This window comes from Vibrio tetraodonis (assembly GCF_003350295.1).
GTDB lineage: Bacteria > Pseudomonadota > Gammaproteobacteria > Enterobacterales > Vibrionaceae > Vibrio > Vibrio tetraodonis.
On record NZ_QLYY01000010.1, the window covers coordinates 58,668 to 80,136 of the forward strand.

Annotated in this window: 20 protein-coding genes; 12 read left to right on the plus strand and 8 right to left on the minus strand. The window is 40.6% G+C overall.

Annotated features, from left to right (window positions below):
• The first annotated feature begins 20 nt into the window (after positions 1 to 20).
• The 8 genes from DPF90_RS07460 to DPF90_RS07495 all read left to right on the plus strand — a co-directional run bounded on the left by DPF90_RS07460 (position 21) and on the right by DPF90_RS07495 (position 9,847).
• Positions 21 to 2,858, plus strand: coding sequence for a hypothetical protein (locus DPF90_RS07460; protein WP_114785708.1), 2,838 nt, complete (start codon positions 21 to 23; stop codon positions 2,856 to 2,858).
• A 103-nt stretch (positions 2,859 to 2,961) separates the two neighbouring features.
• On the plus strand, positions 2,962 to 3,324 hold the full coding sequence (locus tag DPF90_RS07465) for a hypothetical protein (protein WP_114785709.1): 363 nt from the start codon (positions 2,962 to 2,964) through the stop codon (positions 3,322 to 3,324).
• A complete protein-coding gene (locus DPF90_RS07470; protein WP_114785710.1) occupies positions 3,321 to 5,366 on the plus strand; it encodes an EscV/YscV/HrcV family type III secretion system export apparatus protein in 2,046 nt (681 codons plus the stop codon). Before DPF90_RS07465 ends, DPF90_RS07470 begins: the two co-directional genes overlap by 4 nt.
• Positions 5,350 to 6,669: an EscN/YscN/HrcN family type III secretion system ATPase gene (locus DPF90_RS07475; RefSeq protein WP_114785711.1), complete on the plus strand. Its 1,320-nt coding sequence runs from the start codon at positions 5,350 to 5,352 to the stop codon at positions 6,667 to 6,669. The genes DPF90_RS07470 and DPF90_RS07475 overlap by 17 nt, the downstream gene beginning before the upstream one ends.
• Before the next feature lie 6 nt (positions 6,670 to 6,675).
• A complete protein-coding gene (locus DPF90_RS07480; protein WP_114785712.1) occupies positions 6,676 to 7,071 on the plus strand; it encodes a hypothetical protein in 396 nt (131 codons plus the stop codon).
• Positions 7,061 to 7,507, plus strand: a complete 447-nt coding sequence (locus tag DPF90_RS07485; protein WP_114785713.1) for a hypothetical protein — start codon at positions 7,061 to 7,063, stop codon at positions 7,505 to 7,507. Before DPF90_RS07480 ends, DPF90_RS07485 begins: the two co-directional genes overlap by 11 nt.
• Positions 7,500 to 8,327 (plus strand): hypothetical protein, encoded by an 828-nt coding sequence (locus tag DPF90_RS07490; RefSeq protein WP_114785714.1) that lies wholly within the window; start codon positions 7,500 to 7,502, stop codon positions 8,325 to 8,327. Before DPF90_RS07485 ends, DPF90_RS07490 begins: the two co-directional genes overlap by 8 nt.
• 272 nt (positions 8,328 to 8,599) lie before the next feature.
• The gene (locus DPF90_RS07495; RefSeq protein ID WP_114785715.1) at positions 8,600 to 9,847 is read left to right on the plus strand and encodes a hypothetical protein; all 1,248 of its coding nucleotides are present in this window, start codon (positions 8,600 to 8,602) and stop codon (positions 9,845 to 9,847) included.
• Between the two features lie 52 nt (positions 9,848 to 9,899).
• Here the strand turns inward: DPF90_RS07495 and DPF90_RS07500 are convergent, their stop codons facing one another.
• From DPF90_RS07500 to DPF90_RS07510, 3 genes are all read right to left on the minus strand, one after another.
• Positions 9,900 to 10,952, minus strand: a complete 1,053-nt coding sequence (locus tag DPF90_RS07500) for a hypothetical protein (RefSeq protein ID WP_114785716.1) — start codon at positions 10,950 to 10,952, stop codon at positions 9,900 to 9,902.
• A gap of 78 nt (positions 10,953 to 11,030) precedes the next feature.
• The gene (locus DPF90_RS07505) at positions 11,031 to 12,644 is read right to left on the minus strand and encodes a D-arabinono-1,4-lactone oxidase (protein WP_114785717.1); all 1,614 of its coding nucleotides are present in this window, start codon (positions 12,642 to 12,644) and stop codon (positions 11,031 to 11,033) included.
• 68 nt (positions 12,645 to 12,712) lie between these two features.
• The gene (locus DPF90_RS07510; RefSeq protein ID WP_114785718.1) at positions 12,713 to 14,554 is read right to left on the minus strand and encodes a carotenoid oxygenase family protein; all 1,842 of its coding nucleotides are present in this window, start codon (positions 14,552 to 14,554) and stop codon (positions 12,713 to 12,715) included.
• Positions 14,555 to 14,918: 364 nt separating this feature from the next.
• On the opposite strand from DPF90_RS07510, the gene DPF90_RS07515 reads away from it, so the two are divergent.
• Together DPF90_RS07515 and alr are read left to right on the plus strand one after the other, a co-directional pair.
• A complete protein-coding gene (locus tag DPF90_RS07515; protein ID WP_114785719.1) occupies positions 14,919 to 16,550 on the plus strand; it encodes a methyl-accepting chemotaxis protein in 1,632 nt (543 codons plus the stop codon).
• Positions 16,551 to 16,573: 23 nt separating this feature from the next.
• Entirely contained in the window at positions 16,574 to 17,791 is a 1,218-nt protein-coding gene (gene alr, locus DPF90_RS07520) for an alanine racemase (protein WP_114785720.1), read from the plus strand.
• Between the two features lie 161 nt (positions 17,792 to 17,952).
• Here the strand turns inward: alr and DPF90_RS07525 are convergent, their stop codons facing one another.
• Positions 17,953 to 18,096 carry a DUF3693 domain-containing protein gene (locus tag DPF90_RS07525; protein ID WP_114785721.1) on the minus strand — a complete coding sequence of 48 codons (144 nt, stop codon included), beginning with the start codon at positions 18,094 to 18,096 and terminating at the stop codon, positions 17,953 to 17,955.
• A gap of 246 nt (positions 18,097 to 18,342) precedes the next feature.
• The gene (locus DPF90_RS07530; RefSeq protein WP_114785722.1) at positions 18,343 to 18,870 is read right to left on the minus strand and encodes a Dabb family protein; all 528 of its coding nucleotides are present in this window, start codon (positions 18,868 to 18,870) and stop codon (positions 18,343 to 18,345) included.
• A 257-nt stretch (positions 18,871 to 19,127) separates the two neighbouring features.
• Between DPF90_RS07530 and DPF90_RS07535 the strand changes: the two genes are divergently transcribed.
• On the plus strand, positions 19,128 to 19,667 hold the full coding sequence (locus tag DPF90_RS07535) for a DUF2726 domain-containing protein (RefSeq protein WP_114785723.1): 540 nt from the start codon (positions 19,128 to 19,130) through the stop codon (positions 19,665 to 19,667).
• Positions 19,668 to 19,680: 13 nt separating this feature from the next.
• Here the strand turns inward: DPF90_RS07535 and DPF90_RS20445 are convergent, their stop codons facing one another.
• Both DPF90_RS20445 and DPF90_RS20450 read right to left on the minus strand, forming a co-directional pair.
• Complete coding sequence (locus tag DPF90_RS20445) at positions 19,681 to 20,103, minus strand: substrate-binding domain-containing protein (RefSeq protein WP_240314486.1); 423 nt, start codon at positions 20,101 to 20,103, stop codon at positions 19,681 to 19,683.
• Between the two features lie 31 nt (positions 20,104 to 20,134).
• Positions 20,135 to 20,557 (minus strand): substrate-binding domain-containing protein, encoded by a 423-nt coding sequence (locus DPF90_RS20450; protein ID WP_240314487.1) that lies wholly within the window; start codon positions 20,555 to 20,557, stop codon positions 20,135 to 20,137.
• Between the two features lie 239 nt (positions 20,558 to 20,796).
• On the opposite strand from DPF90_RS20450, the gene DPF90_RS07545 reads away from it, so the two are divergent.
• A complete protein-coding gene (locus DPF90_RS07545; protein ID WP_114785724.1) occupies positions 20,797 to 21,129 on the plus strand; it encodes a hypothetical protein in 333 nt (110 codons plus the stop codon).
• 12 nt (positions 21,130 to 21,141) lie between these two features.
• On the opposite strand, the gene DPF90_RS07550 is transcribed toward DPF90_RS07545, so the two are convergent.
• A complete protein-coding gene (locus tag DPF90_RS07550) occupies positions 21,142 to 21,453 on the minus strand; it encodes a hypothetical protein (protein WP_114785725.1) in 312 nt (103 codons plus the stop codon).
• Positions 21,454 to 21,469: the final 16 nt, after the last annotated feature.

The following is a 21,469-nucleotide window of genomic DNA, read 5'->3' on the forward strand; positions in this document are numbered from 1 at the left end:
TAGGTTGGGAGAAAACGCATATGAATTCTAAATTTGAACCAAGTCCACTCGTTGAACAACCAATCCTGTCACGTGAATTTGAACGATCTAATCAGTCCAAATTGTTTTGGAAGAGGGACTTTCCTTGTTCATCATATTCATTGGTGTCACAGTCAAAAATGACAACTGATCTAAAACAGTTGTGTTTTGAGTTAATTGAAATGCAGCCTTTTCTAGATGAAAACGAACTAGTCGAATACCTATCAAGTAAACTTGCTCGTTATGCCTCAGATATGTCTGCAGTCAATTTGCGGATACTTTCTGAAATTGTTGCAGAGAAAATGCCTGCATTGGCTAGTGATGTTACTGTTCCGTTCCCAAAAGAGCATCAGAAATCGCTGCTTGGAGCGATTCAGCTCATAAAAAGAGCACTGCGTAAAAGCCAAAAACAGTTACACGAAGAAAGGGATGGTATTGATGAACGTCTCAATCTATCGAATAGGATGGGTAGACTGCACCATAGTTTAGCTGTTTTTGAGAATTATTTTCAGCGTTCAATGGTATCGGGTACTAATCAAGAAGACCAACTTGTATCGACTTTATCAGCCATCAGCAAGGATGAAAGGTTATCTGAAAGCCGTGAAAATCTGCAGCTCAATGAGCTCACTGACAATGAAGATCCTAATCTAAAGTTCTCGTTGAAAAGACAGGAGCCCAATAATCACTTGAGTGCTGAGGTTCGTCGTCAAGTACAAGATGTTATTCGATCTAAACAGCGAGTGTCTTGGTTGGACCAAAGAAATCCTATTACATTAGAATTCAATAATCATAGTGGCGTTGACCTTTACACAGATATTGAATGTGGCCGACTAGTCGATAATCTAACCCAGAACTTGCCTCGTTATTCTGATTACATAGAAGAAAAATCATCGGCATTGGTCGACTATGTTGAAGCTTTGGAAGCGTTTCTACCGAACGCTAAATTATTCGGTATGAATATCATGCATCAAGTGGAATCGATAGTTAACGAATCAAAGAAACAACTAAATTATTTCAATGAGATCAAGGCGCATTGTCATTCAGTACAGAAAGTTTTTGATACCAAGGTACTACTAAGAAATAAATTAACTCGTATCGATACTATGTTGGATCACTCGATAGTATCGATTAAGAAACGACTAAATTTGCATGGCTTTCTTGCGTTCTTACCTGAGTTGAGAACGAATAATGAAAAAGTTAGGAAGTTGGTGAATGAAAGAAATGAGCTGCAAAGCACTTATGATAAACAAGAAGTTGTTTTTTTAAAGTCGAAAATTGGATCGCTCAATGCTGATATCCAGCAATTGGATGATGAATATGAGAAACGAGTGCTGGAGTTGAAACAATTTGACTATCAAGCAAAGAAAAGTCACGGCTATCCATGTAATAACGGTGATACCCTTGAAACATGGTCTACTTGGGTTAAACAAAATGTTGCTGGAGAGTTATCAGGTGATTATCGACCGGACATTAATATGTTATTTCTCGAACGCCAGATGGCCCATGCTGGTATTAGAGATTATGCAATCTCATATCAGTCCCTTTTCGCGCCATTATCATCAGGTGAAGTAGTCGTCCGTCAGGAAGTTGTAAAAAATGCCTTGTTAAATTTGCATCATTGGGCGCTTTATCATCCGATCGAGTCGCAAGCTTTTGCCGGTAATTTAAACAATATTTTTGAGATTATGAGCACTAATAGTGACATCTTTGGCCCGGATGTAACATCACTGGTCTCGACTATATGGTATTCAGGGGAAGTGCAAAGTCAGGTTAAAGATATTGTTCAAAATCGCCGAGTGGAAACACTTAAATTGGATCACCAATCTTTATCACCTGAGATGATTGCGCTAATGCACCTTGCGTATGCTGCGCCTTTTATGGCTGCTGCAATGAGAGAACTTTGTGGTAGTAGCCGGACGATCAATGGTGCAGGATTGCTAGTATCTGCCTTAATACCAAACGCTTCTTTTGATAAATCAATGGCAAGTTTGCTCGAGGAGATAGTACAAGCATGGTGTGATGATACAGGAGAAAATATAGGTATGCAGTATCAAATGACCTCAGTTATGGTTGATGCTTTGATGAAAGCAATTGGCAACCAAGGGAGCTTTAAAGAGCGAGCTCAGACCATAGTAAGTTATGCTAATGAGCGTAAAGCGTTACAAGATGTAGAAGTACACATAGCAGATTGTTTCGAATCAAACCACACCAATATGATAAGACTATCTTGGAGGGATTTGAAAAATACCTGGTGTGAAATGAATAACAAGCAAAGAGCCTTAATACTGGCCACTGTACCAACATTATCTATTACTACTTCTGCCTTTGTTGCTTTTATTGTTACAACCATAATTGGTACAGAAAGCATTACTAGTGTAACCCTTGCTATTGCAGGGCTATGTGCAATGTTGATAGGCGGTTTTTTCGCTAAAACAACAGCGAACTTTATTGCAACTCGTAACTTTTGGTGTATGAATAATGTCTATTCAAGGGCTAGAATGAAGCTAACTCAAAAGCGAATTGATAACCTTCTTCATCGTTTGGGAGAGAAAACAAATAACAGTTGTTTAGTGCAATTGCTTGGAGACTCTATAAAAGACAAAGGAAAACTTCTTAATTTGGTCAATATGCCCATTGAGCAGCAATCGCAGGCATTGCAAGGAGAACTCGTTAGTGCAGCTAGGATTTTGTCTGAAAAGTTAGACAGCAGGTATAAGCAAATACAAGAAAAAGACATTACATTGGCCCAAAGTCTAACAGGTAACACCATCGAAAAAAGCCAATGGTATGAATGTTATGATGATGTTCAAAAGTTCATAGTAAAGTACGCAGCAAGTTAAAGCCTCCCCCTAGTAGCGTCAGGAGGAAGTTTCAGGTGTAGACCTGATATTATTGGTACTCAAATCGCGCCATCATGTCTGTATAGACTAGATAGGAGTGATTATGGACCTGCAAGTGTTAAGAAACGTAGAGCAGTTGGTTTCTTTGCTTCGGCTTCCTCAAACAGGGGTAGCCGACATCCTCGAGATACATCAATCCCCTTATGGTCTTAGGCTGGAAGTCATTGATGATCGTTTAATGTTAACTTCATGGTTAATTGATATCGATAACCTTGATTTGGAACGGGCCTTAAAGAGAAACCAACCTGAACGGTTCAAAGGTCTACCTCAACGCCTATTCACCATCAAACGTCAGCTTTATATAAGTACATTCTGCCCACATCAGTTTGATGCACGCCAATGGTTTGAGGTATGCAAAAAACAACGTGAGTTTCTCATGCAATTAGTAGGGGAGAATAAGTTATGACAATCGCAACTCGTTGGCTGGCTAAAGTCGCTGGCAGGCAAGATATTATTTTAAGTGCGATGTTGGTTATTGCCGTCTTTATGATGATTTTGCCATTGCCAACCACATTGGTCGATGTATTGATCGCTCTGAATCTTGGTATGTCTATCATCTTGCTGATGATTGCAATTTATATTCGAGACCCCCTCGAGTTTTCGGCATTTCCATCGATGTTACTAATAACAACGCTATACCGATTAGCGTTAACTATTAGTACCAGTCGATTGATCTTACTTCAGCATGATGCTGGTGAGATAGTCTATACATTTGGCGATTTTGTTGTTGGAGGTAATCTTGCCGTAGGTATTATTATCTTTGCCATTATCACGATAGTTCAGTTTATCGTCATCACGAAAGGATCAGAGCGCGTAGCAGAAGTAAGCGCAAGATTTTCTCTCGATGGTATGCCTGGCAAGCAAATGAGTATTGATGGTGACATGCGTGCAGGCATCATTGATGCAAAAGAAGCCAAACGCCAACGTTCCATTGTTCAGAAAGAGAGTCAGCTTTATGGTGCAATGGATGGCGCAATGAAATTCGTTAAAGGCGATGCCATCGCGAGTGTTATTGTGATTCTAACTAACATTTTTGGTGGGATTGCCGTCGGTGTTTTGCAACATAACATGTCTGCATCAGAGGCAGTTAATACCTATGCAATATTATCGGTTGGTGATGGCTTGATTGCTCAGATCCCTTCGCTCCTTATTTCTATTACTGCAGGTTTGATAGTCACACGTGTCCCAGGGGAGACTAAAAGTAACTTAGCTAACGAGCTGGTCGAACAGGTTTCACGTCAACCATCTTCTCTGCAAATGGCAGCCGCGGTGATGTTTGTATTTGCGATTATTCCGGGATTTCCATTGTTTGTCTTTGCACCGCTCGGGCTTGCGGTTTTGGGCGCGTCTTTTTGGATTACGAGAAAGAACTCTGTAAAAGAACAAAACCAAGGCTTCGTTTCCCAAACAGGACAAGAAGAATCCGGAGATCAAGAAATGACGCCGGGCGCTGTGCCGCTCATGTTAGCGGTGGGAAATGAAATTTCACAAGAAAACCTAGCTAAGTCGTTACAGAGCTTAAGGTGGAAGTTATTCGAAAAGCTTGGGTTGCCAATACCAGAAATTCAACTTCAGACACTAAGAAATGACAGAGGCGAAGAATTTGAACTTTTCCTTTATCAAGAACCAATTGTAAAGTTACATGTTCCTAAGCAGATGATTTTAGTATTAACCAAGATGGACGGAATAGAGGGAGAACAAAGCCAACTTGTGTTCAATCAGCAAAAGCTTTACTGGTATTCATCAGAACATGCCGATGAGATAGGTATCACTGGTGCAACCTATTATCAAGGTAACGAAATTATTAATTATCTTGTTGAAACTGCAGCATTACATTTCGCCAAGGAATTTCTTGGAGTACAGGAAACACGTTATCTAATGGACTCAATGGAAATGCGTTATGCAGAGCTAGTTAAAGAACTGCAGAGGCTTTTACCCGTAAGCAAAATCACTGAGATACTACAGCGCCTTGTGGAAGAAAATATTTCTATTCGGGATCTTCGAACAATATTTGAGACCTTGGTTGAGTGGGCATCAAAAGAGAAAGACACCATTATGCTCACAGAATATGTACGTGTTGCTTTGAGAAGGCATATAAGGCGCAAGTTCACAGTGGCTGAAGGCTGGATTCCTATGGTTTTAATTGGTGATGGAATAGAGAATCAGATTAGAGAGTCGATACGCCAGTCTGCGGTTGGCGCTTATAGTGCACTTGAGCCGGAAGATGAACAACACATAATCGCTTTGATTAAAGAAAAGGTACCTGAACATATTCCATGCGTGGTCTCTACATCCTTAGATGTAAGGCGCTATTTACGTAAAATTATTGAATCAACAATGCCCATGACTCCGGTACTTTCATTCCAAGAAATTGGTGAAGATGCAAGTATCAAGGTTATAGCGAGGGTTGATACATTTGGGGAGGCTCCTAATGCAATTGCCGGATAGTATTCAATTGACAGAAAAACTCGAGAAAGAGCTTTTCCCAGATCTGCCAGACATTAAACCTTTTCGTAGATTTGGAAAAATTCTTGAAGTTACGTCTACATTAATTCGCTCAACGCTTCCAGATGCAAAGCTTGGAGAGCTTTGTTTGATAGGTGATAGCCTACATGCAGAAGTTGTTGCAATTAAAGGGCAGCAAGCCTGGCTTTCTCCATTTAAAAGTACAAATGGTATTGGGGTTGATATGCATGTTGAGCCGCTGGGGCATGGGCATAGAGTCAAAGTGGGCCCAGAGCTTTTGGGACGAGTGGTTGATGGCTTAGGTCGTCCAATGGATCAAGGAAACTGGTTTGGCCAATGGCGCAACAACCAAGGTAGTGCACCAAACCCGCTCAAGCGAAAACTTATTAGTAAAGTCATGCATACTGGGGTTAGGGCTATAGACTCTACATTAACGCTGGGGATAGGCCAGCGTGTTGGGATCTTTGCCGCTGCTGGTGGCGGCAAAAGTACTTTACTAGGGATGCTTGCTGGAAACTGTGATGCTGATGTGATCGTTCTTGCATTAGTCGGTGAACGAGGCAGAGAAGTTCGAGAGTTTATTGAATACTGTTTACCCCCTGAAGTAAGAAAAAAAACCGTGCTCGTGGTTGCTACTTCTGACAAACCACCACTTGAGCGAATGAAGGCCGCATTAACCGCGACAACTATTGCCGAGTTTTTTAGAGACCAAGATAAAAACGTTCTACTTATGGTGGACTCAGTGACTCGTTTTGCTCGAGCAGCTAGGGAGATAGGCCTAGCAGCAGGTGAACCACCTGTAGCTAATGGTTTTCCTCCCAGTGTATTTGTGTATTTAGCTTCGCTACTAGAGCGTGCAGGTCCAGCGCCGATTGGTAGTATCACTGGTATATACACAGTCTTGGTTGAGGGCGATAACATGAATGAGCCTGTTGCAGATGAAGTTCGCTCAATTTTAGATGGTCATATTGTGTTATCACGCAAATTAGCTGGAGCTGGGCATTATCCTGCTATTGACGTTAATGCGAGTGTAAGCCGAGTAATGGATCAGATTGTTACTGCTCAACATAAAGCTGACGCTAAGCATTTGCGCAACCTGCTTGCTTTATATCAAGAAGTGCAGTTGTTAATTCGTGTTGGTGAGTATCAGCGAGGGCAAGATCCTTTCACAGATGAGGCCGTTGATAAATTTGCTGAGATAGAGCGTTTTCTATGTCAAGACACCAGCGAGCTAGCGCCGTTTAATGGCACATTAAGTGTTTTAAACGACTTATGTGCGAGATAGCGACTAATGGTTCTCACCGCTAAAGAAACTAGCTTTATTAGGCAGCTCATCTCTATTCGTAAGAGAAAAGAAGAAAAACTTTTAGCTCAGTGGCGCAGGTTAGATGAAGAACAAAACAAGGTTAAAGCGGAACGAATACAAGTTTATCAATTATGGTCTGAATCTAGAGCAACACTGGTTGATTCAGAGGTGAATGACAATCTACTTACTCGTAACGAACTAAATCAACTCGTCAGTGATAAACGTAGCCAATATGCGCAAGAGCGAGCGAAAGCTGAATCAATAATATACCTGGACAAACGCATAGAGCAGATCGAGTGTGAGAAAGCAGAATTAATTCGTCAAAAAATATCACTGGTTAAGGGGCAAGAAAAATTAAAAGGGGTCCTGGATGAGCAATAAAATTGAACAGATTCCCTCACATCATTGGCGGGTTGAAGGTGTAAAATCGAAACGTGATACAGATCCTGAGTTAAGGCAGAGGTTTTCTGCTCTATTTTCGAGTCGACATGATTTACAACAAAATACTGATCAGAATATGCCTTCGACAGAGAGAATTTCTTCAATCGTGCACCAGTTGTCAGAGGTGAATCATGTCGCTAAATGGCAAAATGCAGAAATAGTTAGGCAAGAAAGCCGTCTGACATTTCGCTTATTGAATGGACCCATGACAGGGTTAACTATTGTTGCTTCATGGCAGGCTCAGGTAGTCACACTACAGCTAAAGCCAAGAGATCAGAAACAGCATGAGACAATCAATCGCATTGCTCCAAAGATTAGTAAACATTTATCTCAATCAAAAATACCATTTCAGTTGGAGATAATGAAGTATGAATAATTTGATAGACTTAGCACAAGTCATTGGTACTGGCTTGAGTAATCAGCAGTGTTATCTTTCACTTCAGCGAGTTAGCCAGGAAGAGGGGACATTCTGGTCGTATCGGGCAGACAATACCAGTGGTATATGGTGCAGTAGACACGAATGGTCAGCAGGCATTGAAGTAACTTCATCTCTGACCACCATACCTGATGATTTGTTACCAACTATGGTTGCAGCGCTTTTTTCTGTAGTAGGTATCCCATTTGTAAGGGATATCAATACTCAAGGGAAAGATCGTCAATTACCGAATGATATTTATCCTGTTGTACAGTGTAATGGATATCAATTTGTTCTTGTTGGGTTTTCGGCCGCTTGGATAAAACGTCTAACCATAGGTTGGGAGAGTTATCTAGCACCACAAGTCACCGTTAGTGTCCCTTTGATAGCAGGTTATCTTACCGATACAAAACCGATATTTAATGGTCAAGGTGTGTGGCTAAAAGATGGCCATAACCCAAATAAAGGTAGCGCTATTTTATGGTGGGGAAAACCAGTAGCAAGTGTCCAATATCATGAAGAAAAGACTTGGCTAGTTAATAACGTATATCCTCCCTATAGGCTATCTGATAAGACTAGCTACGTTAAGATTGCAAGTCTTGACGTAAGCTTGCAAGATTTACTAAATCTTGAAAATGGAAATATATTTGAAGCAGATTTGGCTTGTGAGGCACAGAGTAAACTTATCACAGACAACCAATGTGTCACTAAAGGGGAATTGATTGTCAGTCCTGATGGATTGGTTTTCTACGCTAATGATTGCTTTAAAGCTCCGGTATAGTTTCATCTTAGATATTGAAATTTTTTAGATATCATAAAAGAGACAATAGACTATCTAATTTGAATAGATAATTTATCACGTTATTTTCCATTTTTGGTTAGACCAGTTGTTATAAAAGTGAATTTTATTTCGTAAGTGTAACTTTAAAATTTATTCAATACTAATTATCAAATAACCCTTATTTCACTTTGTACAATTAACTGCGTATTTAATCGATATTTGTTAGTTGGGATTATCAGGTTGAATACTGCCACGAATAAAGAGAGGTTCTTATGTCGTTAAATATCGGTGGTTATATAGAAAGAACCATTAGTGATGCTCGTATTGAAAATGTAAAAAATGCCCATTGCAAAGAAGATGCAATACAGATGGGGATATGGGACAAAATTAAGGATTGGTTTTGTGGAAGCCATAAAAAAGAGGCACTGTCATACCTATACGATATTACGCATGACATAGAACAATCCACATCAAGCAATGCCGCTAAAAAAATGGAAGCATTCGCTAAGCTCAGTATATTAGCTGAAGGTCGAAGTGCCATTTTTCATGGCCAAATTACCAGTATAGATGATTCAAGATTTGCTTTTGAATTTGAAATAGAGGGTGTTTTAGAAAAGACACGTATAAACTACGGGGAATTATCTGAAGAAGCTGAAAACATATCCAGGAAACAGTTAACAAATAGTTCAGGCTATCTTTTGGAAGAAAATGTAAAAAAACATGGAGTCGATGGTGCGTTAAAACAGGTATCATTCGATAATAAAACGGAACTATTTGAAGGAATTACAGACTGCAATCAAGAGAGATTATCTAAAGACCTTCTTACGGCAGAGTGTAGGAAACTGATGGCTGATGACAACTCCCTAGCCCAGAAATGGGTTGAGACTCAGCTTAAATGCTTTGACTACTATGCAGATCAACAGTCTAAGATCCTAAAGGTAGGGGAACTAACACTAGATGATATTGCTGGAACTCACTTAGAGTGGCTATCTCACGGTGCTCGGTCCATGAATGAGTTGAGTATCAAAATGAATCAATACTTAGCTGATCAACAGGCATTAAGTGCGCCGACATTAAAACCTAGTCCACTGATTAAAAATGTTGTATTTAACGTTGACTCATCAAAAGCTACTCAAGTGGAACGATTGCTTCCTAACCTGGTAGCGCCTCCGAGAAATGATGATGAGTGGGATATGCTCAGAGATCAAGAAGGAGAAAAGAGATACAAGGAAATCACTAATATAATCTATATGTTAGAAGATTTGAAAAAATACCAGAATGAGCACTGTGACCGTCAATCGAAACCAGACTTTCAATATACAGCTTCGAGTGGGGATGTTCGCTCAGATTTTCATCGTGCTGGCGACAAAGCTAAGAAAGATTTTTTTGAGCAAGCTATCCATGCTGGTTATGACCTAAATAACAAGGGGGTATATAGTCGTGTTGAAACCATCGCAGGGATGTATCATTCATTGAATTATCAATCTATGGTCACTACAACAGGCATTTTGCTACGTTAGTCAACCCAAGTGAGAAAAAGCGGAAAGAACACTTTCCGCTTTTTACTTTGACCTATTTAGGTAGAGCGTCACAATAAAATGGACCACTGAATTCCAGTAATGCTTGGTCCATAGAAATAGATTCTTCGAGCTGACCGAATTCATATAATGAAAATTGAACCTTTGCGGTCATAGACTTCATATATTTTTGCTCTCCACCAAAGATAATCACTGAGGGAAACTCTAATGGATAAAAGTCCTCAAATGGCGATTTGACTTCCATAACCATCTTGTGTTTTATCTTGTTCATTTCCAACTTGAAATAACCGGCGCAAGAATCGTATTCGCGCTTTACTGATAAGTTACCAATAGCAGGGTAGAAAATAAGGTCATACTTATCAGAAATGTACCGACCAGCCCATAGTTCGATGTTTGATGTGCCAATCTTAGCTCCTGTAAACATATAATAGAGCTCATCAGACAAGCCCATACTATATATCATTCCTGCACTTGATTCCTTATCGTACCATCCTTTGTCTACTTGGGCGTAACCGGAGCCAAACAGGGAACGTGAGTTGTCTGAGAAAGTATATTGTATCGGTGTCCCTACGGTATACAGAAACCATTTACCACCCACACCGGGAATTTCAGGTATGATGCCAAATGGTGTTTGTCCTGGATTAGAGCCTCGCCAATAATGAGAATGTTCACCATCCCACCTCATGGTAAAGTTGAAGTCATTATAATGGACTTCTAACTGATCTTGGTTTGCCGTCACTATACCGGGTATCTCATAGTGAAACTGGTTAACATCATCAAACCCTTTCAAGATGAGTTCATCTCGAAAAATATCGTATTTGACGGTTTTTCCATTAAGTGGTGTGAAAGCCAGATGAACGTATGCTTTAGGTGTTGGAATAGTAAAATTAGGGGCGATATAAGTTTGTAAGCTTATCTTAAAATAGCCCACATCTGGCACTGCCACATTATAGAACCATTGTTCTGCCCAAGTTTTATCAGAGCTCGGTACATGAGGTTTAAGATCATCTAATGTTGTTGCATTAAGTGCAGAGCAAAATAAAGTACATAGAATGGCAATGATCGACGGTATCATTTTGAGGTTCATAGTCAAACGTTCCGTGTAGTTCAAGTAGGTTTTATAGGCTGATGTTCGGCCGTACTCAGATACGGCCGAACATCATGGTTATTTGCGGCAGATTCGAGCTTGGGAGAAATAAAGCCCCTCCTTACACTGCGTACCAGATTGACAGTGTTCATCCGTTTGGCAATAACATTCGCCTCGAACATTACACCCTGGTGTTAAGTAATCTTCCATAGGGATACTGCCACTCACTCTTTCCCAGAAAGGATTAGTGAATACATTGTGTGGGTCCAGTTCTGCTTTCGCTTGTAAAAACTCTGGCCACATAGGGAATCGAGAAGGTATATCTTCAAATATAGCCACAGAGTTTTTCCCCCAATGAGGACGAGCGTTATATTTACGCAATGACATCTGTTCAATCTCTAGATTGACAAAGTAATTTTTAGGTTCCTTTTTACCTTCTTGTCGCAGAGTATATTCAATGCCAACGAATGCACTTTCGCGTCCAGCACTCATCCCGAGGTAACTATCGGAAGCTTTTCCGAATCTGAAATAGATACCATTTAGAGGGAAACAAGTTCTAGGATGTGCTGCGACAATTTCTCTTACATCACTTATCCAATCGGGTAGCCGCTCTATATCAATCGCCACTTCTTGAAGTGCGATGGGGAGCCGGTCCCAAATACATTTATTAGGATCTTTGCATTTGAAGTATTGCATTTGGTCAGAGTAACCTACTGGGTTGTCGACCTTTTTACCTGAAATACTATCTTTGAAGTAAGACTGTGCTCTTGCATTGTAACGCGCTTTTGCTGCTAGGCATTGCAGTCCGGTACCAGGAAATTCATGAGCAGCATTGAATAGTAACCCGAAAAAAAACTCTTCCGCATCAGACACATCAGCTTGAGCGTTATATGCCTGCCCCTCGGTATCCAATGGTACTGGATTGTAGAGTGTGGTGGTATAGCGGCCAAGCCCTGGAAACCAAGCAATATTCGCAGAATAATTGTTCCGAGCGATATCTAATACTTTGTCTTCCAACCCTGTATCATCACGATACCCTGTCACTTCTGCTTTGACTTTGAATGCTTCTTCAAAAGCAAGTGTGACTTCCACAACAACACCCAAGACGCCCAAATTGACCCTTGCTGCATCTAATAAATCACCACTTAAAGTACGAACATTACCTTCACCATCGACAACTTTAAGTTGCGTTACATAATCGGCAAGCATATTACTGGGCTTTTCTAGGGTCGAGCCATGCGTACCACTTCCCAGCATGCCTCCAACAGTAAATATGGCTAATTCTGTAACCATATTTATTGCGTAACCTTGGTCGCGAAGGAAGTCATTTAAATCATTAAACCTCATTCCAGCTTCAACAGTTACGAGCTGATTATTTGCATCAAAGTGGACGATTTTATCCATGTTTTTTAGGGTAAGTTGTATCTCTCCATCGCCTGTACATGCTGCATCAATTTGGCTAGCAAATTTACGATTTCCAGTCATCACCTTCTTGCCACGCAAGAGCGCGTCTCTCACAACTTCTTGGACTCCTTCAATCGAATTCGGGTCGTAAATAGCTTCTGGGTAACAGGTCTGAGTTCCTTGGTAATTAGAAATTTCATTTTCTACTTCTTCATTTTGAAGAGCATAGGCTGTCCCTAATGCGGTCAGTATTAACGTAGTACTTAACGCTAAGGTTTTAATCTTCATTAAATATTCCTTTTTTAAAGCTTAGTTCCATTAGGCATTTCAACTTCAAACTTAACGTTATGAAAACATCAGCCAAATCTGGGGAGGATCTGCTGCTCAATCACTTGACGAACAGCACGACGATGCTTGGGAGCTCGATGTGTAAAAAATTCTGCCACTTGCGCTTTATAAGCATTCATGGGTCTAGGACCTATACTCGGTACCCAAAGTGCATGGTTTGTGGTGGCAAAGTTCAACTCTGGATGTCCTAATATAGCTAATGGACCTTGGGCCAGATTTTGAGCATCAAATAACCATATCTCTTTACCGATACCAGAAGGATTGGTTGGATGTTTACGGACAACTGCCGTAAATACATAGCCTTCATCTTGTCCATAGCTGTTTGGTTTACTCATAAACTGTGGTGTTCTCATGACACAGTCCGCAGGAAACTGATAAGCATCTGTCACTGACATTTGGCGGCAATCCATGTGTATCAATGCAGAAGGTTGGTCATGTTGAGGTAAGGAATCGTTGCTAAATAGTCGGTTAGGGTAGTCCTTGTAAGCATCCGCAACCCTCTCGATGACATGTCCTTTCCGATATCCTACAGCGGCCCAATATATATGCTCAAATTGTTCGGGGAATTGGAAGTGGCCGCGATAAGCAGGATCATTCATATCCCAGAATAGCTGATCATCTCTAATCAACCTAAAATCACCGCTAATCTCATTGACCGAGTTACTTTTGACTTGTAGACGAGCACGCACAAGGCCACCAACATCGACTGGAGCAGCAGGGTAACCAGATAGACTGCTACTTACTCTTCCACCAAAGACAAGTTTATCTCTATTGTACTGAGGCTCAGACTTGTCCATGGCACCTAAGTATTGTCCATAAATCGTAATTTCATCATCATGGTCATCGTAGTTACACATGACATCTGAGGTATCGAAATTCAGCTCAATATAGTCAGCAGTGACAATGTCACGCTCTTCCAAGAGATCTTTTTTACGAATCACCCAGACAGGTGTTCGATGCTGTTGGGCATAGACAGACCGAATACCTATCATTCTGAGAGGTTCTACTTGAGCCGCTGTCTCGAAGATAAGTATATGGTTCCGAGTTACACCCAGAGAGTGGGCTGTTGCGGCAATATATGCTGGTCGTCCATCTCGACCTAGTATATTCCATCCTTTAAGTTCACTTTGCTTATCCCACTTAAGAAGACGGATGAAACCATTTTTTGTTCCAGTATTTGATATATTACCGCCGTAGTTAATGGTAAAGCATTCATCTGAATCAAGATCAAAGTAGGGATGTCCCGTGGTCCGCACTTGGGGGAATAACCATTTGTCTGGGGTGAAAGCATCCATCCATGGAGGAAGGCTGCTTTGCCATTCGTCATAGTGCCCAATGGGAGTCACCAAATCTAATGTCACTGCATCAAATTCGTACGGCACACCACCTTCGTAACTCAAAGCAAATCGATTATCACCAAGGTAATTTGGAGCAGTATTACAATAATTTACGAACCCCATTGTAGGGCTATGATATGCCATGCCTCCGAGTAAGTTAAACTTATCAGGCCAATAATCAATATGTTGCTGCATAATAGCTGAGGGGGTGTCGATCATTTTACGGGTAAATGTCGACTTGTCTGAAGAAAAATCGATTCTACTCAAGGCACCGCGACCGCTAGGACTTAGATGATCATTCTCGAGGGGAATACCTTCAGCAAAAAAAACATGGCCAGTAATATCAATTGGCATCTGACCGTAAAGTAACTGTAGTTCACCACTAGAAGGCGTGAAGTTGGCGCGCATGATGGATTCAGGAAATAATGAGCTGTCCGAACCTGTGGAAGCAAACAATTGGCTAGGCATACAGGCTGCTCCAGCTAACCCTTTTAGAAATGTGCGTCTTTGCATGTTATCGCTTCTATATTTTCTAGGAATACAATTGACACTAGGAGAAATTTACAGCTCTCATTGGAAAAAGTAGCGAACTATGAATTGTGATGGATAAGTATTGAAATTTCTTTAGTAATTACACAGATTTAAGTCAATAAAAATGTATATTTTTGAGTATCCTTGCTTCAACTATTAGTTACACTGTCACTAATTTTTCTCTGCAAATATGCATAAGATTCGCTATCCCCATTATCCTTGTCTATCTTTATTGAGTATTTGGTAATTAATGAGTGGGTGAATGTTCCCATTCGCCATTAGGGTATAAGAGTACGCTTCAGGTGTTTGTGTGAAGGATAAAGCACTTGAACAAGGTAAGTGACTTATGTATATCAAAAACCTTTCGATTGGTAAAAAAATCGCTTTTTCTTTCGGAATTATTGCAGCAATGAATCTGGGCTTTGGCATCATGATTCTGAGCGAACTTCGAAACAACAAAGCAGAGCTTCTCAACTTCACTGACGACACATTACCTGCGGTAGAGCAGGTAGATTTTGTTCGAGATAAAATGTCTCTATGGCGACGTGCTCAGTTTGCTGTATTTGCGATGAGCGACCAAAACAAAGTCCAAACTACAATCGCATCAAATGAAAAAATAAAAGAGCAAATCAACACCGAACTCGCCGCTTATGGAAAGACGGTTTGGCCCGGTGAGGAAGAACAAACATTTAATCGACTACAAAAGAAGTGGCAGGGCTACCTGAAAACCATGGATTCATTTGATCAGGCAATGAAGAACATGGACAAGGAAACTGCCTATCCAATTCTTGCAAACTCGCTTAGCGATTTCGAATCAGTAGAAGCAGACATCAATATCTTAGTGGGTATTCTAAAAGGTGCGATGAATAGTAATCGAGAGCATATTCTATCGTCACTAGATAGCCTGAGCAATGTGGCCATGGTGATCAATGCTCTGATTGTGATTGTCATGGTTATTATCACTATGTTCCTTACCAGAATCATATGTAACCCTCTTGCCGCTGTTGTTAAACAAGCCAATGCGATTGCAGAGGGTGACCTATCCAGAACACTTGATCGCTCTCGGCTCGGGAGTGATGAGCTAGGAGATCTTGCAGACGCATCTTCCAGAATGCAGCAAAACTTGAGGGAGCTGATCAATCAAAGCGTCACCGTTGTTCAAGAACTGGGGCGCGCAGTTGATGAAATGACCCAAGTCTCCAACAAGTCCGCTCAAAAAATGCAAGACCAGCAGTCTCAGGTCACACATGTGGCAAGTGCAATGAGCCAAATGAAATCGTCAGTGGCAGATGTTGCACACACCACTGAAGTTTCAGCCGAGCAAGCAAATGAAGCCAATGGCAAAGTGAAAGAAGGGGCTCGTAACACCCAAACAATGGTTCAATCGATTGAGAACGTGGCAAAAATTATTGGTGAGGCTGGTGACAATGTTGCTGAGCTTGAACAGCAATCTAACCAAGTTAATACCATAGTCGATGTTATTCGAGACATTGCCGATCAAACAAACCTACTTGCTTTAAATGCAGCAATTGAAGCCGCGCGGGCAGGGGAATCTGGGCGAGGTTTTGCAGTAGTTGCTGATGAAGTCAGAACACTTGCAGGAAGAACTCAAGATTCAACAAGCGAAATTACCAGCATTATAGAAAAGCTACAAGCTATAGCCAGTCAAGCGAAGGAAACAACCGACCGCTCTCGCCAACAGATAGAAACTTGTGTTGAACAAGGTAACCAGTCAAAAGAACTCATGACCGCTATTAATGAATTTATATCAGGTATTGCTGACATGGGAACCCAAATCGCGAGCGCATGTAACCAGCAAGACAGTGTCGCAGAAGAACTAAGTTCAAATATAGAAAGTATACATTTGTCAGCTCAATCAGTGGCTGAAGGCTCCGTCAGTACGGCAAAAGGGTGTGAAGAACTAAGTAGATTATCTTCATCGTTACAACAGGCGATGGGTAAGTTCAAACTCGACTGAGGTGTATATAAGGAGAACCTTGTATGGTGTTTAGAGCCACGTTAGTTTCACTTGCAGTAGCTTCTGTGCTTTTTCCGCTTTCAGGTAATGCTGCGAGAGTTATATTACCTGAAACGCCTCCGAGTATGACTCAAGTTAATCAGTCTAATTCTTGGTTAGAAATCAGTCTCGGACAGTTTAGACAAAATATGGCGCAGTTTCGCTCTCATTTACACTCAAACACAAAGCTGTGTGTTGTGATGAAAGCAGACGCCTATGGCAATGGAATCAGAGGTCTATTGCCAACGATCCTAGAGCTTAATGTGCCGTGTATTGCAATTGCGAGTAATGCTGAAGCTCGAGCAGTTCGAGACGGAGGATTTAGAGGCCAGCTTGTGCGGGTTCGATCGGCTGACATAGATGAAATTAAGCAAGTCCTAGATTTAGATGTTGAAGAGCTGGTAGGTAGCGTGCACCAAGCAAGCCAAATTAAAGCACTTAACCTAGAAAAACCAGTTAAGGTTCATTTGGCATTAAATGATGGTGGCATGTCACGCAATGGTATTGATATGACAACAGAAGCGGGCAAGCTAGAAGCGGTGGAACTTGCTAACAGTGAATCTGTTGAAGTTGTTGGTATCATGACGCATTTTCCCAATTATGATGCGGAAGAAGTCAGAAGCAAACTGGCTGAATTTAAACAAAGTTCTTCTTGGCTAATCGAGAACTCAAAGTTGGACCGAAACAACATCTTATTACATGTATCGAACTCATTTACAGCGCTTAATGTGCCAGAGGCTCAGTTGGATATGGTTCGACCCGGAGGCGTTCTGTATGGTGATTTACCAACAAATCCAGAATACCCATCCATCGTGAGCTTTAAAACTCGTATTGCGTCATTGCACCACGTACCAGTCAATTCCACGGTGGGATACGATAGTAGCTTTACTACAAAACGAGACAGTGTTTTGGCCAACTTACCAGTTGGATATTCAGACGGATATCCAAGGAAAATGGGTAATGCGGCTTACGTCATTGTTAACGGTCAGCGAGCGCCTGTTGTTGGAAAAACATCAATGAATACATCCATGGTAGATGTAACCGATATTAAAGGGGTTTCTACAGGCCAAGAAGTAACACTATTTGGGAAACAAGCAAAAGAACAAATTACCATTGGTGAGTTAGAAGAAAATGCAGACTTGATCTTTCCTGAGCTCTATACAGTTTGGGGAGCTACGAACCCGAGAGTCTACATTCCATAATGAAGTTATATCTTAAAGGCTAATATCTAACTTAAGCATCACAGATGAATAAGTTAGATATTAGCTATTTTATGGTAAATAGATTATGTTGAATGCAAGAGACATGTTGTAAGCATATAGACGAGGAGTGCAGATGCACTCTTTAATATTGGATCCTTCATTTAACATAATATACATAATGCGCACTGAGATATGGCTTCTGTAGGGCTGCCAATCCACAAAATTAGACCTCCACAAATCATTGATATTCCTTGTAAACCGCGCCCGTTAAACTTGTTCGGATGGATCCTCACATAAATCACCATTACGCGGAATATGTAAGCAAATTCGTATTTCTGCCAACGTTTCTTTTACTAACGAATTTTGACTTGGTGTCAAAGCTCGTTGAGTTTGTAGATGCCAATCCTTTGGTTCAAGACTTCGACTTATACGAGTTTCTTAAAAACTACGACGAATTCAAATGATAACGGCTATTCGAATGTTTAAGGGCGGGATAATGCAATTTATCATCAAGATGCGATCTCAGCTTGATGATGTTATATTCATTAACGCTATAGTTGATAATCAAATACCAAAACTCCGACATATTTACTTCCATCGGGATTTTTTTCGATTTTTAAAAACGGACCGACAAAGTCCTTGAACTTTTGGTGGTTAGCATCAAAATATTTTGGGTCAGAGATTGCAGGTGTGCCTACGTAGTAGTTGAGATCCCCTTTTGACGCAAAGCTGACGGTAAATGACAAGTCATAACCCTTTCCCTGCCCTTCTTTACTTATGTTCCCTGAACCTACCTCAATGTCTTTTATGTAGGGTTTGCCATCACGCTTTGAAGCCTTCAAAGCTAAAAAGCGCTTGATAATTTCCTGTTTTCGCTCTGATGTCACATCATCTTTTAGATCAAAAAGCACTATGTGCCTTGTCGTGCCCTCGATATAGTTTGATTTAGTTTCATTCGCATAACTTTCTACCGGAATGGTTTTAGGGCTGCTTGCATATTCATCTTGATTAGAGATCGTGTGAGCGAGACTGAAAAAAGAAAATGTACTAAAAATAGTTATAGCCAAAGTGTTTTTCATTCGAGTTTTCCTCAACTTATTACATCGACACGTTAGTGACCTGATGTTCGTATCAATAATTTCACTGCAGATAAAAAAGACTCTTATTTCGTTAAACTGCTCCAGAATTAGCTATAAAAACCTTATTAAAAGTACGACTTATTTTGAGCGATATTTAATAACCGCAACTTAGGTTATAAATGCATTGGTGACCATAACTAAAGGTGCTTAAATGACTGCATTTATTAGATTTTAAACTAAGTTAGGGAATAGAAGTCGTGCTTTTACTTATTCTTATTGTCTTTGTTGCTGCTGTGATTCTTGTCATTTCGTTGTTTACCCGAACTAAACAAACCCCACTAGGTGATTCTCAATCAAGTATGCCTATGACCTACCAATATGACCCGCGTATATCAATTGCAAGCCCGGAGGAGCTCGAGTTTTACCGCGCGTTATCCGTAGTTGTAAAAGGTAGAGATGTGATTTTTACTAAAGTCAGCGCTGCCGATTTAATGTTACCAAGAAAAGGCCTATATAGCGGTGGTGATAGGCAGAGAGCTTATAATAAATTATATCGAAAACACGTTGACTTCGTGCTTTGTGATCCTATTACATTAGAGATACGGACCCTCATACAGTTAGACAATGATAAGAAAAAAACGGGGAATGAAACAAAAAACTATGTCGAAAAAGCGGCAAAGACTGCTGGTTTAACAACAAAGCGTTTCTGTATCGAAAAATCATATGATTATGATGAAATAGAGAAAGTACTCTATGGAGAACACACAATACTTAACAAGATATATGCGACGCGCTAAAAGTAATGATTCGTTAATTTTTAGTACAGGTCTGGTAGTTTTCTTGAGTACAGTAGGTCATTGGAATATATTGTATTGCTTCCACTGATTTTTTAGTGGCAAGCTTATAAAGAGTGAGTATCGCTTGTCTACCCATCTCAAAAGGGTTTTGACCAACGTTTGCGTGAGCAAGTCCATCTTTTAAATACACTAATTGCTCGTCGGCTGTATCTGCAGTGATGATAATAATCTCTTTGTCGCTTATAGCTTGCTTGTATGGCTCTACAACCTCTTTATAGTCAGGCAAAAATTGACTCCATCCACCAACAGCAACAATGGCATTAATATCTCGTCGTTTGTATGAGTTGAGTATATTTTTTAGATCCTCTAGCGCCTGCTCAAAAGAACCAAAATTGTAAAGTGGTGTAGTTGGCTCCGTCCAACCTTTGTCTCCCATCAAACGCTTACCCGGTGAAGTTTCGTACTCTTTACCAGATAAGGCGAGTACCAATGTAAGCAGCTCTTAGGTTTGGATTTCGGGTAACGGCCTCTGTTTCAAAATCTGAGTCATATGTTACGATTGGAATGCCAGCAGAGAGTGCCTTTTTCATACTGTTATCTAGAATGAATGCTGACTGAGCAACAGCAATCGCAATACCATCTACTCCTTCTGCAATAAGTTCGGCAATGATCTTGTCTTGTTTTCGAACATCAACACCTTTGGGGCCGCGGAAAATGCACTCTACATTCCCCAACTCTTTCGCTGCTGCTTCACACCCTTCTCTACTAGCTTGAAAAAATGGGTTATTTTCTTCTTTGGGTACAACAGCAAACTTGTACTGTTTGGCTCCTACCGTTTTGACCATAAACAACGATAGACATAAAACTGCAGCAAATTTCATCCCAAGCATGGTGTTAAACCTTGTCATCTAGTTAGATAAAGTTTGTATTAACTTCATAAACCTTAGTCCAAAACAGTGAGGTTTGGAATTAAGATCAATCTGCATGTCAGGGTAGTGTCATGAATGTGGATATGGGTAATGATCTCTTTTTGATATTCAATTATTTTGATAAAGTCCTAGTACCTATCAACTCTCAGCGCTACATGGCTGATGTGCTAATGACTAGCACCTGCTTAAGGTAAATGTGAATGAACTTAAAAACACCTCCAAGTCGTAAGACAATCGCTTGCGAAGACCACTTAATTATTTGGATTTGGGAAAACTTCATGCGTAATCATGGGCTAGATGAAGATACAATCTTGAATAACCTGATGGCACTGGGTGATTTGCTCGTTGAAGTTAGACAAGAAAATGCAGGCTTTTTGTTACCTAGTTCTAACCCAGATCTTGTTTGTGACGCGGTCAATCAAACAGTGACCAGTGGGGAGGTTTTTTATCAAGAGCACAAATATTTTGTCGAAGAAATACAAGGGATGATTGATACTCAATCGGGATCATCTATGCTCAAGACTCATATATAACCAACAGCTTCTTTATTGCGTTGTTATCTTGTCGATATTGTTTAGTGAGCAAGACTCTGTGCCAGATGGAGAAGTGACGATCATTTTTTGAAAGCCAATTACCAAGTTGTGCTGGACTGTACCGCTTTTATAAGTAATGATTTCCGCATTGTTTATTTCTCGTGCTTTCACATCTTTTTTTCCATCGGAAGTCACACAAACCAAAGTACAACCTCCCATTTTACAGGATATTTTACTGATAAATTCTATATTTGGATTGTTTGCGGCTAAAGCCGAAGCGGCGATAAGCGACAGAGCTGTACTTGCAATGACGTTGACCTTCATTTATTTTCCTCTTGCA